We start from the raw sequence: 12983 nt of genomic DNA, 5'->3' as shown, positions 1-12983 counted from the left end.
GCTACTGCGCGCCGCCCTAGATCACCTCGGCCGGCGCCAGCACGCAGGGATGCGCGGGATCGCCGGCCTCCACCTGCACCGTGACATGGCCGATCCCGAAACGGCTGCCGAGCCCCTGGCAGAGCGCGGCGAGGAAGCCGTCGTCCACCGCCGCGCCGGGCCGCACCAGATGCGCGGTCAGTGCCGTCCGGGTGGTCGAGATCGGCCAGATATGCAGGTCATGCACCTCCGCCACCCCCGGCTGCGCCGCCAGCCAGGCGGCCACCGCCTCGGGGTCGATCCCGGCCGGCACCGTATCCATGGCCATGTCCATGGAGTCCCGCAGCAGCCCCCAGGTCCCGGCCAGGATCACCCCGGCGATCACCAGGCCGAGCACCGGATCGACCCAGGTCCAGCCCGTCGCCCGGATCAGCAGCGCCCCGGCCACCACCCCGGCCGAGACCCCGGCATCCGCCACCATGTGCAGATAGGCGCCGCGCCGGTTGATATCGGCGGCCCGGCCGGCGGCAAACAGCAATGCCGTGCCGCCGTTCACCACGATGCCCGCCGCCGCGACCCAGAGCATGAAGCCGGTCGCCACCGGCGCCGGCTCCCACAGCCGCTGGATGGATTCCAGCGCGATCGCCCCGACCGCCACCAGCAGCAGCATCGCATTGCCCAGCGCCGCCAGGATGGTGCCGCGGTGCCAGCCATAGGTCCGCCGCCCGCCGGGCCGGCGCTGGGCCAGCCGCACCGCCACCCAGGCGAGGATCAGCCCCAGGACATCGGAAAGGTTGTGCCCGGCATCCGCCAGCAGCGCCACGGAGCCGGCCATCAGCCCCGCCACGACCTCCAGCACCACGAAGCCGAAGTTGAGCGAGACGCCCAACGCGAAGCCCCGCTCCTCGGGCGCCGGCCCATGGCTGTGCCCTGCGTGGCCATGTCCTGCGTGGCCATGCCCCGCATGGTCGTGGCCGGCGTGGTCATGGCCGTGATCGTGGTCGTGGTGTCCGGCCATGCTGGCTCCTACGCCACCGGCCGGGGCGCGGCCGCCCCTTCACCGTGGCTGCCGAGCCAACGCCGGGCCATCAGAAGCGCTTCAGCAGCCGGTCGATATAATCCAGCTCCTCCGGCGGCCGCTCCTTCTCCGCGCCGCGGCGGCGCAGCTCATCCTGCAGCCGGCGGGTCCGCAGCATCTCGACTTCCTCCGGCACCCGGGTATCGGCGCCGTTGTCGGCATTGCCGTTCACGTCGCGGGACCGGCGGCCGAGCGGATCCCGCCCCTCGCCCTGGCCCCGCGCCTGGTCCTGGCCCTCGCCGCCGGGCTGGTTCTCCCCGGCCATGTCCTGCGGGTCGCCATCCTCCTCGCCATCCATGCCCATGCCGAACTGGCGCTGCATGGATTGCGCCATCTGCCGGCCGCCTTCCTGCAGGGCCCGCAGCGCCCGCTGCTGGGCATCCCGCGCATCGCCGCCCTGGCCGAGCGATTCCTGGGCATCCCGCATCGCCTGGTCGGCCCGGCCGAGCCCTTCCGGGATCTCCCCGGTCAGGTCGCCGAATTGCTGCATCAGCTCGCCCAGGGCCCGGCGAAGGGCGCGCTGGGTGCGGCCATCCTGCTGCGTCTGCTGCTGCGCCTGCGGGTCCGCGGCACCTAGCGGCTGGGCCGGGGCCGGCGGCTCCTGCGGCCAGCGGAACTGCTGCTGGCTGCGCTGCTGCCGGCTGCGCTGCGTCCGGTCGCGCTCGCCCTGCTCGCTGCGCTGGTGGCTGCGGTCGAGCATCTCGCTCTGCCGCTTCACCATGTCCTGCACCACGCCCATCTGCTGCTGGCCGCGCTCGCGGCGCTGCTGCCGCTCCGGGCTCTCGGCGCGCTGGGCGCGGCCCTCCTCCAGCGCCTTCAGCATCTCCTCCAGCTCGGCGAGCTCCTTCTGCGCATCCTCAGTGCGCCCCTCGCGCGCGGCCTCCTCCATCCGGCGGGTGCGGCGGTCCATCTCGCGCTGGTCCATCAGGCGGTTCTGCGCGCCTTCCGGCATCTGCTCGGCATTCTCGCGCTGCAGCCGCTCGGCCAGCGCTTCCAGGTGCTGGCGGATGGCATCGCGCAATTCCTGGATGCGGCGCTGCAATTCGGCCCGCTGCTGCTGCTGGGCCGGGTCCTGGGCCTGCTCCTGTGGCGTCTGCGGGTTCTCCTGCTGCTGCCGCTCGGCCTGGTCCAGCGCCTCGCGCAGCGCCTCCCGCGCCTGCTGCAGGGCGCGGAGCGTCCGGCCGTCGCGGCCCTCCTCCAGCGCCAGCGCCACTTCCCAGAGCAGGTCCTGCACCTCGCCCACCGCCTCCGGCCGGCGATCGGTCGCCAGCCGGGTGCGGGCGACGCGGATCGCCAGGTAGGTCGCCACGTCGTGCTCGAAGGCTTCCGGCGCCCGGCCGATCTCCTCCAGCGCCCGCCGCGCCGGTGCCCGACGGTCCGGCGCCACCGACAGCTCCCGCCGCACGCCGATCAGCAGCCTGGCGACGGGGTGGTTGAAGCTGCGCTCCGGCAGGGTCAGGCCGGCGGCCTCCGAGGCCCCCTCCTGCCCGGCCCCGTCGCGCGCCCGCAGCACCACCGCCACCTCGAGCCCCGCCCAGGGATGCGCCGAGAGATCCGGCTGCGCCGTGCCCTTGGCCGATTTCGGCGCCGCGCCCGGCAACGGCAGGTCGAGGACCAGCGGCGCCGCCTCCGGCCGCAGCTTCAGCCGCAGCTCGGCCGTGAGGGCGGCCAGCCCCCAGTCATCCTCCGCCCGCCAAGGCAGCCGCGTGCCGAGGCCGCGCTGCGCCCGTCCCGGCGGTTCGGCGAAGGCGACGGTCGGCGGCGCATCCGCCTGCACCGTCAGCGCCCAGCGGGCCAGCTCCGCCCCGCCCCGCCGCACCACCAGGCGGGTGCCATGGTCGAGCGCCCGCTCCGCCGCGAAGCTGGCGCCATCCAAGGCCCGGAAGGCCGCGGCCTCCCCATCCGCCAGCAGCTCCGGCACCCCGCCGCTGCCGCCCGAAAGCGAGACCTGCAACCGGCTGCCCGCCGGCACCGTGGCCGCGCCGCCCGCCGGGTCGAGGAAGACCGGCGCCGCGCCGGTATAGGTCGGCGGCGTCACCCAGGCTTCCAGCCGCATGCCGGGTACCGGGGCCGAGCCGGCGAAGGCCGGGCTGACCGCCCGGCGCAGCCGCTCCCCCACCTCGCCACCGGCCACCACCAGCGCCGCCAGCAGGCCCAGCACCAGCGCGCCGCGCAGCGCCCGCGGGTCCCGCGCCGGCAGCCCCGGCCGCGGCGTGCCCACCTTCAACCGGCTGATCTGCGCCGCCGCCCGCTGCTGATGCACCCGCCACAGCGCCAGCGCCGCCGGGTCGTCGCCCGCGGGCTTGTCCGCCAGCGCCGCCAGCGGCCGGTGCCGCAGGCCGGATTGGCTCTCCAGCCGCCGTTCCGCCGCCGCCGCCCCGGGCACGACGAACCCGCGGAAGGCCCGCCAGGCCACCAGCCCGAGCGCCGCCGCGAAGCCCAGCAGCAGCAGGATATGCAGGATGCCCGGCAATTGCCGCGGCACGTCCAGCAGCGCCAGGATCAGGAAAATGCCGAGCACCGCCAGCACCGGCCAGGCCCGCGGCCAGACCGCTTCCCACCACAGGGCCAGCCGCGCCAGCCGGCGCCGGCGCCCGAGCGCCGAGACCAGGTCGCGCGGCCCGCCCGGCGGGCTCATTCCGCCCCGCCTTCCCGGACAAGCCACTCCGGCAACCGCTGGCCGCCGAGCATCGCCTCGTAGCTCTGCCGGTCGCGGACCACGGCGAAGCGGTCGCCGTCGACCAGGACCTCCGCCGCCAGGGGACGCATGTTGTAGGTGCTGCTCATCGCCGCGCCATAGGCTCCCGCATCGAGGAAGGCGACCAGGGCGCCCGGCCTGAGAGATGGCATCGCCCGGCCGCGTGCAAAGGTGTCCCCGGTCTCGCAGACCGGCCCGACCACGTCGGCCGGCCCGACCGGCGCCACGTAATCCACCGGCGAGACCGGCAGGATCCCGTGCCACGCCTCATACATCGCCGGACGGACGAGGTCGTTCATTGCCGCATCCAGCACCAGGAAGCGCCGCGCCGCCCCCTGCTTCTGCAGCACGACGGAAGCCAGCAGCAGCCCCGGCGGCCCGGCGATCCAGCGCCCCGGCTCCAGCATCACCGGCAGGCCGAGCCCGCCCAGCGTCGCCTTGATGGCGCCCGCCAGCGCCTCCGGGTTCGGCGCCGGCTCGTCCCGGTAGGGGATGCCGAGGCCGCCGCCGCAATCCACGTGCTTCACCGGCAGCCCGGCGGCGCGCAGCGCCACCACCAGCTCGGCCAGTCTGGCATAGGCGGCGCGATAGGCCGCCATGCCGCTGGTGATCTGGCTGCCGATATGCGTCGCCACGCCGACCGGCTCGAGCCCCGGCAGCGCCGCCATCCGGGCATAGAGCGCGGGCGCCTCGTCGATCGCCACGCCGAACTTGTTCTCCGACCGGCCCGTCGTGATCTTGGCATGGGTCTTGGCATCGACGTCCGGGTTCACCCGCAGCGCCACCCGCGCCACCCGGCCCATCGAGGCCGCCAGCGCCGAGAGCATCTCGACCTCCTCGGCGCTCTCGACGTTGATCTGGGCGATGTCCTCGGCCAGCGCCAGGCGCAGCTCCCGCTCGGTCTTGCCGACGCCCGAGAAGACGATCGCCGAGGCCGGGATGCCGGCGGCGCGGGCCGCCCGCAGCTCGCCCTCGCTGACCACGTCGGCGCCCAGCCCCTCGGCCGCCAGCACCCGCAGCACCGCGAGCCCGGTATTGGCCTTGACCGCATAATGGATGCCGGCCTGCAGCCCGGCCCCGGCCAGCGCTGCTTTCAGCGACCGCGCCCGCCGCCGCAGCGCCCCGGCGGAGGTCACCCAGGTGGGCGTGCCGGCGACCGCGGCGATGCGCGCCAGCGGCACGCCCTCCACCAGCAGCCCATCCAGGACATGCATCGACAGGTGCGGCCGGCCGGCGAGAAGCTCGGCGAAGCTCGGATCGGGATCGTTCGGGGCGAGGGGAAGGACGGAGGCCATCCCTCCATTGTGCGGCGCGGCCGGGGGGCGGGACAAGCGCGACCTGCGCAAGCCCGCCCCGCAGCGCTCAATCCACCTGCGCGCCCGAGGCCCGGATGAGCGGCGCCAGCCGGTCCTTCTGCGCCGTCCGGTAGCTCGCCATATCCTCCATGCTGGTCCACCAGGCACTCGCCCCGAGATCGGCATAGGCGCGGATCAGCGCCGGCGTCTCCAGCGCCTGCTTGGTCAGCGCCGACATCCGGTTCACCACCGGCGCCGGCACCCCCGCCGGCCCGCAGACGCAGGTCCAGGAAACCACGTCGAAGCCTGCTAGGTATTCGCTGAGCGCCGGGATCTCCGGCGCCACCGGGCTGCGCGCCAGCGAAGTGACCGCCAGCGGCCGCACCTGCCCCTGGCGCGAGAGCGACAAGGTGCCGGGGATATTGTCGAACATCATGGAGATCCGCCCGGCCACCAGGTCGAGCTGCGCCGGCGCGCTGCCGCGATAGGGCACATGCACCATGTCCACCCCGGCGAGTTGCTTGAACATCTCCCCGGCCAGATGCAGCGTCGTCCCCGACCCGGCCGAGCCGAAGGTGTATTTCCCCGGGTTCGCCTTCAGCAGCGCGATCAGCTCCGGCACGGTCCGCGCCGGCAGGTCGAGGTGGACCGCCAGCAGGTTCGGCAGCTGCCACAGCCCGGCGACCAGGGTGAAATCCTTCTCCGGGTCGAAGGGCAGGCTGCGGTAGAGCGTCGGCGCGATGGCATGGGAGGCGACGCCGCCGAGCCCGATGGTATAGCCATCCGCGGTGGATTTCGCGATCGCATCCGCACCCACGTTGCCGCCCGAGCCGCTGCGGTTCTCCACCACGAATTGCTGGCCGGTGATCTCGCTCATCCGCGCGCAATACAGGCGGGAGAGCGTGTCGGTCGGCCCGCCCGGCGGATAGGGGTTGATGTAGCGCACCGGCCGGTTGGGCCATTCACCGGCCTGGGCCGCGGCCCGCCCCACAAGCGCGGGTACGGCCAGCAGCCCCAGCGCGCCACGGCGCGACAGCCGAGTTGTATCGGTCATGTTCGTTTCCTCCAGTCCCACTAATCCACCTGCGCCCCGGCCGCCCGGATCACCGGCGCGAAGGCGGCCTCGTTCGCCGCCCGGAAGGCCAGCAATTCGGCCGGGCCGATCGGCCAGGTGGTCGCGCCATTCTCCTCGAAGCGGCCCTTCAGTTCCGGCGTCGCCAGCGCCTGGCGGGTCAGCGCGCCGATCCGCTCGATCATCGCCGCCGGCAACCCGGCCGGCGCGGCGACCGAGCCCCAGGAGGTGATCTCGAAGCCCGGCAGGAATTCCGCCATGGCAGGAATCTCCGGCGCCTGCGGGCTGCGCTTCGCCCCGGTCACCGCCAGGGCGCGCACCCGGCCTTCCTTCGCCTCGGCCAGGGCCTGGGGGATATTGTCGAAGATCATGTGCACCCGCCCGGCCAGCAGATCCACATGCGCCGGCGCGCCGCCGCGGTAGGGCACATGCACCATCTCGAGGCCCGCCATCGCCGCGAACATCGCGCCCGAGAGATGCACCGTGGTCCCCGAGCCGGAGGAGGCATAGGTGAATTGCCCGGGCTTCGACTTCACCAGCGCGATCAGCTCCGGCACCGTCCGCGCCGGCACGTCGTTGTTCACCACCAGCAGGTTCGGCAGCTGCCACAGCCCGCCGATATGGCTGAAGTCCTTCACCGCATCGAAGGGCAGCCGCTTGTACAGGGTCGGCCCGATCGCCAGCGGCGCCACGCTGCCGAGGCCGATGGTCCGCCCATCCGGCGCGCTGCGGGCGATCGCCTCGGTGCCGATGTTGCCGGCCGAGCCGCTGCGGTTCTCGACGATGAATTGCTCGCCGGTGATCTCCCCCATCTTCTGGCACCAGAGGCGGGAAAGGATGTCGGTGCCGCCGCCGGGCGGGAAGATGCCGATGAAGCGGATCGGGCCAGCGGGCCAGATGGCGGATTGCGCCAGGGCGGGCGCCGCCAGCCCACCGATCCCCAGCCCCAGCGCCATGCGCCGCGTCACCCGTCCCGAGCCGGCCATCCGTCGTTCCCCCAAGCCCGGCTTATCCGCCAGTGCTCGGGGCAGCCTCGCACGGAACCCGGGGGTCCTGCCAAGCCCGCGTCGTTTCAGTCGGCGAGAATCCAGTCACGAAACAGCGCCAGGTCGATGTTGCCGCCGCAGAGGATGGTCGCCACCCGGCGCCCGGACATCCGCTCCCGCTCCTGCAGCAGCGCCGCCAGCGGGGCGGCGCCGGCGCCCTCCGCCAGGTTGTGCGTGTCCTGCCAATAGGCGCGGATCGCCGCGGCCACCTCGGCGTCCGTCACGGTCACGATGCGGGCCGCGCCGCGACGGATGATCTCGAAGGCGCCGGGGTCGGGGATGCGCGTCGCCATGCCATCCGCCCGGGTCACCGCCGCCTCGGTCGTCACCACGCGGCCGGCGGCCAGCGACAGGGCATAGGCCGCCGCCCCCGTGCTCTGCACCCCGATGATCTCGGTCCGCAGCCCCAGCAGGTCCCGCGCCAGGATGCAGCCGCAGATCCCGCTGCCGAGGCCGATCGGCACATACAGCGCATCCAGCGCCGGCGCCGCGCGGAACAGCTCCAGCGCATAGGTCGCCACGCCGCGTACCAGGTCGGGCGCGAAGCTCGGCGCGAATTCGAGGCCCTGTTCCACGGCCATGGCGCTCGCCACCGCCCGGGCGGCGTCGAAATCCTCGCCGGCCTCGACCAGCCGCGCGCCCTGGGCCCGCATCGCGGCGTTCTTCTCGAGGCTGTTGCCGCGCGGCACGACGATGGTCACCGGCACGCCGAAGCGGGCCCCGGCGAAGGCCAGGCTCTGCCCATGGTTGCCCCGCGTCGCGGAGACCACGCCCTTCACCTCCGGCCGCTCGCGCCGCAGCCGTTCCATGTAGACGAGGCCGCCGCGCAGCTTGAAGGCGCCGGTCGGGGTGTGGTTCTCGTGCTTCACCCAGACCTCCGCCCCAGTCCGGGCGGCCAGCAGCGGCCAGGCGTATTGCGGCGTGCCGGGAAACACGCCCTGGACCAGCCGCGCGGCGGCTTCCAGGCCAGCAAGGTCGAACATCGGCACGGGTGCCTTTCGGAACGCCTGCGGGATGCCGGCGTTGGTTAGGGCCAAGAATAGCGGAGCATCCAGCCATGGCCATCGAACTCAATAGCGCCGACTGGACCGGCGATGCCGAGCCCACCCAGGTCTGCGGCGAATTCCACGACCAGAAGCAGCTGGATGAAGCCCTGTCCCGGCTGGAAGGCAGCCTGTTCCAGCGCGCCGACCTTTCGGTCCGCAAGCCCGGTCAGGAAGACCGCGCCAGCCAGTCCAGCGAGGAGAACCCGGTGCGGGAGGATGATGCCCGCAACCTGCGCCAGCTCGGCGTCGGCACCGCCGCGGCCGCCACGGCCATGGCCGCGGCCGGCGTGGTGATCGCCACCGGCGGCGCCGCGTTGCCGGCGATCGCCGCCGCCGCCTCCGCCGGCGGCGCGACCGCCGTGGTGGGCGAGGCCGCCGGCGCCGCCGCCACTCCCGATGGCGTCACCTCGGACGACAAGACGGTCGGGGCGGCTGGCAGCATCCTGATGGTGCATGCCGATACGCCGGAGAAGCTGTCCAAGGCCGAGGAACTGCTGAACGCCTGCGGCGCCGCCCGGGTCTGGCGCCAAAAAGCCACGGACTGACAGGCCGGTCGTCCTGCGCCACACTCCGGCGATCCCCGCCGGAGCCCAGGATGATCCCCCGCCGCGCCGCCTTCGCCCTCCCCGCCCTCGCCCTGCCGGCGATCGCCCGGGCCCAGCCCGCCTGGCCGGACCGCCCGGTCCGCCTCGTCGTGCCGACCCTGGGCGGTGCCGGCACGGCCGATACCCTGGCGCGGATCGTGGCGCTGGAATTGGAGAAGCGGCTGGGCCAGCGGGTGCTGGTGGAGAACCGCGCCGGGGCCAACGGCAATATCGGCGCCGCCGCCGCGGCCCGCAGCGCGCCGGACGGCACCACCTTCCTTTGGGGCTGGGCCGGCACCCTGGCGACCAACCCGGCGCTCTACCGCGACCTGCCCTTCGACCCAGTGAAGGATTTCGACCCGGTGGCGCTGGTCGGCAACGTGCCGAACATCCTCGTCGTGAACAAAACCCTCGGCCCGAAGTCGCTGGAGGAATTCACCGCCCTGGCCAGGGCCGAGCCGGGCCGGCTGCATTTCGGCTCCACCGGCAACGGCAGCTCGATGCACTTGGCCGGGGAGCTCTACCGGCAGAGCACCAATACCGACCTCGTGCATGTCCCCTACAGCGGTCCTGCCCCGGCGGTGACCGACCTGCTCTCGGGCCGCATCCAACTGATGTTCAACCTGGTGACCGGCGCCATGCCGCAGATCCGCGCCGGGGAAGTGGTGCCCATCGCGGTGCTGTCCGACCGCCGCGTGCCGCAATTGCCAGAGGTGCCGACAACGGCCGAGCTCGGCCTGCCGGGCCTGGTCTTCGGGACATGGTTCGGGGTGCTGGCGCCGCATGGCACCGCGCCGGCCATCATCGCCCGCTGCAACGCCGCGGTGAACGAGGTCCTGGCCGATCCGGCGGCCCGCCAGCGGCTGGGCGATGCCGGGATGGAAACCTATGGCGGCCCGCCGGAACGGCTGGCCACGCATCTCGCCGAGGAGCTGCGCCGCCATGCGGAGATCGTCCGCCGCAGCGGGGCGAGGCTGGATTGAACGGCCCGCGCCGGGGCCGCCGGCCTAGAGCGGCTTGAGGTTCGCGGCGGCGGCCTTGCCGCGCTCCATCACCACGTCGTAGCTGACCTTCTGGTTCTCGTTGAGGCCCTGGAGGCCGGCCTTCTGCACGGCGGTGATGTGCACGAAGACATCCTTGCCGCCGTCCTGCGGCACGATGAAGCCGAAGCCCTTGGTCGCGTTGAACCACTTCACGGTGCCGATCGCCATGCGATGCACCCTCCTCTCCCAAGGCGCGGACGCCGATCGCCCGCGCGGAGCCACCGGGCTGGAACGGCTTGAAGGCGCCCGGATCTGTTCCGGGAGGGCACGGCAAGGCGGGCCAAGGACGGCTGGCCCAACCAGTGGACACGAAACGCCCGGACCAAGTCAACGATCGCGCATACGCGATTCCGTGAGCCGCCATGCGTAGAAAAAGGGGCGAGGCCTTGCGGCCCCGCCCCCCTTTGTCAGCCTTCCGATCCAGTCTGGATCAGAAGTCCATGCCGCCCATGCCGCCCATGTCGCCGCCCGGCGGGCCACCGGCCGCAGCCTTACGCTCCGGACGCTCGGCCACCATGGCTTCGGTGGTGATCAGCAGCGATGCCACCGAGGCCGCATCCTGCAGCGCCGTGCGCACGACCTTGGTCGGGTCGATGATGCCGGCCGCGACCAGATCCTTGTAGGTGTCGGACTGGGCGTCGTAGCCGTACTCGTAGGTGGCGGTGCGGAGCACCTCACCGGCGACAACGGCACCGTCCTGGCCGGCATTCTCGGCGATCTGCTTCAGCGGAGCCTGGATGGCGCGCTTGATGATGTCGATGCCGACCTGCTGGTCGTGGTTGTCGGCCTTGACGTTGTTCAGGTTCTGCGAGGCGCGCACCAGGGCGACGCCGCCGCCGGGGACGATGCCTTCCTGAACCGCGGCGCGGGTCGCATGCAGCGCGTCGTCGACGCGATCCTTGCGCTCCTTGACCTCGACTTCGCTGCTGCCGCCGACGCGAATGACGGCGACGCCGCCGGCCAGCTTCGCCAGGCGCTCCTGCAGCTTCTCACGGTCGTAGTCCGAGGTGGTCTCCTCGATCTGCGCCTTGATCTGCTCGACGCGGCCGGTGATGGCCGACTTCTCGCCCGCACCATCGACGATGGTGGTGTTTTCCTTCTCGATGCGGACCATCTTGGCCTTGCCCAGCTGGGCGAGGGTCACGCTCTCGAGCTTGATGCCGAGGTCTTCGGAGATGACCTCACCACCGGTCAGGATGGCGATGTCCTCGAGCATCGCCTTGCGGCGATCGCCGAAGCCCGGCGCCTTCACGGCCGCGACCTTCAGGCCGCCGCGCAGCTTGTTGACGACGAGCGTGGCCAGGGCCTCGCCCTCGACATCCTCGGCGACGATGATCAGCGGACGGCCCGACTGCACCACGGCCTCGAGGAGCGGAAGCATGGGCTGGAGGCCCGAGAGCTTCTTCTCGAAGATGAGGATGTAGGGGTTCTCCATCTCGACGATCATCTTCTCCGCATTCGTGATGAAATACGGGGAGACGTAGCCGCGATCGAACTGCATGCCCTCGACGACGTCGAGCTCGGTCTGGATGCCCTTGGCTTCCTCGACGGTGATGACACCCTCGTTGCCGACCTTCTCCATCGCCTGCGCGATCATCTCGCCGATCTCGGTCTCGCCATTGGCGGAGATCGAGCCGACCTGCGCCACTTCGGCCGAGGTCGAGATCTTGCGGGTCTTGGACTCCAGCTCGGCGACGACCGAGGCCACGGCCTTGTCGATGCCGCGCTTCAGGTCCATCGGGTTCATGCCGGCGGCAACCGCCTTCACGCCCTCACGGACGATCGCCTGGGCCAGGACGGTCGCGGTGGTGGTGCCGTCGCCGGCCAGGTCGTTGGTCTTCGAGGCCACTTCGCGCACCATCTGCGCGCCCATGTTCTCGAACTTGTCGGCCAGCTCGATCTCCTTGGCGACGGTCACGCCGTCCTTGGTGATCCGCGGCGCGCCGAAGCTCTTGTCGATGACGACATTGCGGCCCTTGGGGCCCAGCGTCACCTTCACGGCGTCGGCGAGAATGTCCACGCCGCGCAGCATGCGGTCACGGGCGCTGGCGCCAAACTTAACGTCCTTCGCAGCCATGTGCGTACCTCATTGGATGGGGCCGTCCGTCGCTGCCGGGGGTATCGCTACCCACGGCGCGGTCCGGACCGCCGATGTTGACGATCGTCGCAGGCTTGAGCGTGAAGCTCAGGCGGCCTTGGCGACGGCGGGGGTGTCGAGAATGCCCATGATGTCGGACTCCTTCATGATGAGGAGCTCCTCGCCATCGAGCTTCACTTCCGTGCCGGACCACTTGCCGAACAGGATGCGGTCGCCGGCCTTCACGTCGAGTGCGCGAAGCTCGCCCTTGTCGTTCAGGGTGCCGGAGCCGACGGAGATGACTTCACCCTCCTGCGGCTTCTCCTTGGCGGTGTCGGGAATGATGATGCCGCCGCGGGTCTTCTCTTCGGCCGTCACGCGACGGACAAGAACGCGGTCATGCAGGGGACGGAAGCTCATGCGGTCCTCTCCTGTCTTTCTATCAAGGGTTTCCCCCACCGGTCGTGGTGACCCGCGGATACCGCCCAGCGGCCCGCTAGCACTCCCCCCGGAGGAGTGCCAGCGATGTAGGACAGGCCCGCGCGGCCGTCAAGCGCGGGCCGCGTGACAGATTCGATTCGACGTCAATCCGCGGCGAAACAGTAGAACAATCCGGCCCCGCCCGTGGTCTTCAGCGCCTCCTGCCCGCAGCCGCGCGTGGGGTGGGAGGAATTCCAGGACTTCGAGGCATCGTCGTCGCGCAGCCCCTCGCGGTCGTGGTGCCCGACCATCGCCGCGCCCTCGGCCCCCGAATAGGTCCAGTTGCGGCAGTTCCGGTCCTCCGCCCCGGCGAAGGCGGTGCCATCGGGCTGCGAGCCGGTCAGCACGTCATGGGTATTCGGCGTGGAGCGCCGGCCGTTGATCGGCTCCCCCTTCTCGGTCAGCGCCGTCTGCAGGGTCAGCGCATTGCTGCCGTGCAGCTCCGCCACGCTATTGGCGATGACCTCGCCCTTGGCATTGCGCCAGGGCCCGCGGCCGATGCGGTCCCGCGCGTTCACCCCGCCGGCGCCGCTGGTGCTGAGATAGGCCCGCCAGGTCCACCCGCCCGCCCCCGCCGCCTGGGCC

The 12983-nt window shown here is 72.1% G+C and carries 12 protein-coding genes; 2 read left to right on the top strand and 10 right to left on the bottom strand.

The features are described 5' to 3' along the window. Positions 1–16: 16 nt before the first annotated feature. The 6 genes from AC0IW9_RS09615 to AC0IW9_RS09590 form a co-directional block, all read right to left on the bottom strand. Entirely contained in the window at positions 17–997 is a 981-nt protein-coding gene (locus tag AC0IW9_RS09615) for a cation diffusion facilitator family transporter (RefSeq protein WP_471648012.1), read from the bottom strand. A gap of 70 nt (positions 998–1067) precedes the next feature. Beyond that, complete coding sequence (locus tag AC0IW9_RS09610) at positions 1068–3695, bottom strand: DUF4175 domain-containing protein (RefSeq protein ID WP_471648011.1); 2628 nt, start codon at positions 3693–3695, stop codon at positions 1068–1070. Continuing rightward, a complete protein-coding gene (gene lysA, locus AC0IW9_RS09605; protein ID WP_471648010.1) occupies positions 3692–5050 on the bottom strand; it encodes a diaminopimelate decarboxylase in 1359 nt (452 codons plus the stop codon). Before lysA ends, AC0IW9_RS09610 begins: the two co-directional genes overlap by 4 nt. 67 nt (positions 5051–5117) lie before the next feature. Further along, complete coding sequence (locus tag AC0IW9_RS09600) at positions 5118–6104, bottom strand: Bug family tripartite tricarboxylate transporter substrate binding protein (RefSeq protein WP_471648009.1); 987 nt, start codon at positions 6102–6104, stop codon at positions 5118–5120. A 20-nt stretch (positions 6105–6124) separates the two neighbouring features. Then, positions 6125–7108 (bottom strand): Bug family tripartite tricarboxylate transporter substrate binding protein, encoded by a 984-nt coding sequence (locus AC0IW9_RS09595; protein ID WP_471648008.1) that lies wholly within the window; start codon positions 7106–7108, stop codon positions 6125–6127. 86 nt (positions 7109–7194) lie between these two features. Further along, the gene (locus AC0IW9_RS09590; RefSeq protein ID WP_471648007.1) at positions 7195–8151 is read right to left on the bottom strand and encodes a threonine dehydratase; all 957 of its coding nucleotides are present in this window, start codon (positions 8149–8151) and stop codon (positions 7195–7197) included. A 74-nt stretch (positions 8152–8225) separates the two neighbouring features. Here AC0IW9_RS09590 and AC0IW9_RS09585 point away from each other — a divergent pair, with 74 nt between their 5' ends. After that, positions 8226–8759 carry a hypothetical protein gene (locus AC0IW9_RS09585; RefSeq protein ID WP_471648006.1) on the top strand — a complete coding sequence of 178 codons (534 nt, stop codon included), beginning with the start codon at positions 8226–8228 and terminating at the stop codon, positions 8757–8759. Positions 8760–8809: 50 nt separating this feature from the next. Then, the gene (locus tag AC0IW9_RS09580) at positions 8810–9781 is read left to right on the top strand and encodes a Bug family tripartite tricarboxylate transporter substrate binding protein (RefSeq protein ID WP_471648005.1); all 972 of its coding nucleotides are present in this window, start codon (positions 8810–8812) and stop codon (positions 9779–9781) included. A gap of 24 nt (positions 9782–9805) precedes the next feature. Here the strand turns inward: AC0IW9_RS09580 and AC0IW9_RS09575 are convergent, their stop codons facing one another. The 4 genes from AC0IW9_RS09575 to AC0IW9_RS09560 form a co-directional block, all read right to left on the bottom strand. Further along, positions 9806–10009 carry a cold-shock protein gene (locus AC0IW9_RS09575; RefSeq protein WP_290317583.1) on the bottom strand — a complete coding sequence of 68 codons (204 nt, stop codon included), beginning with the start codon at positions 10007–10009 and terminating at the stop codon, positions 9806–9808. Positions 10010–10271: 262 nt separating this feature from the next. After that, positions 10272–11918, bottom strand: a complete 1647-nt coding sequence (groL, locus tag AC0IW9_RS09570) for a chaperonin GroEL (protein ID WP_471648004.1) — start codon at positions 11916–11918, stop codon at positions 10272–10274. Positions 11919–12026: 108 nt separating this feature from the next. Next, positions 12027–12338 carry a co-chaperone GroES gene (gene groES / locus AC0IW9_RS09565; RefSeq protein WP_290317581.1) on the bottom strand — a complete coding sequence of 104 codons (312 nt, stop codon included), beginning with the start codon at positions 12336–12338 and terminating at the stop codon, positions 12027–12029. A gap of 164 nt (positions 12339–12502) precedes the next feature. Beyond that, the coding region (locus AC0IW9_RS09560; RefSeq protein WP_471648003.1) for a hypothetical protein at positions 12503–12983 on the bottom strand (481 nt) is incomplete at its 5' end.

The sequence above is a fragment of the Belnapia sp. AC561 genome, from assembly GCF_979252845.1.
This window is presented reverse-complemented; position numbering and strand designations above follow the sequence as displayed.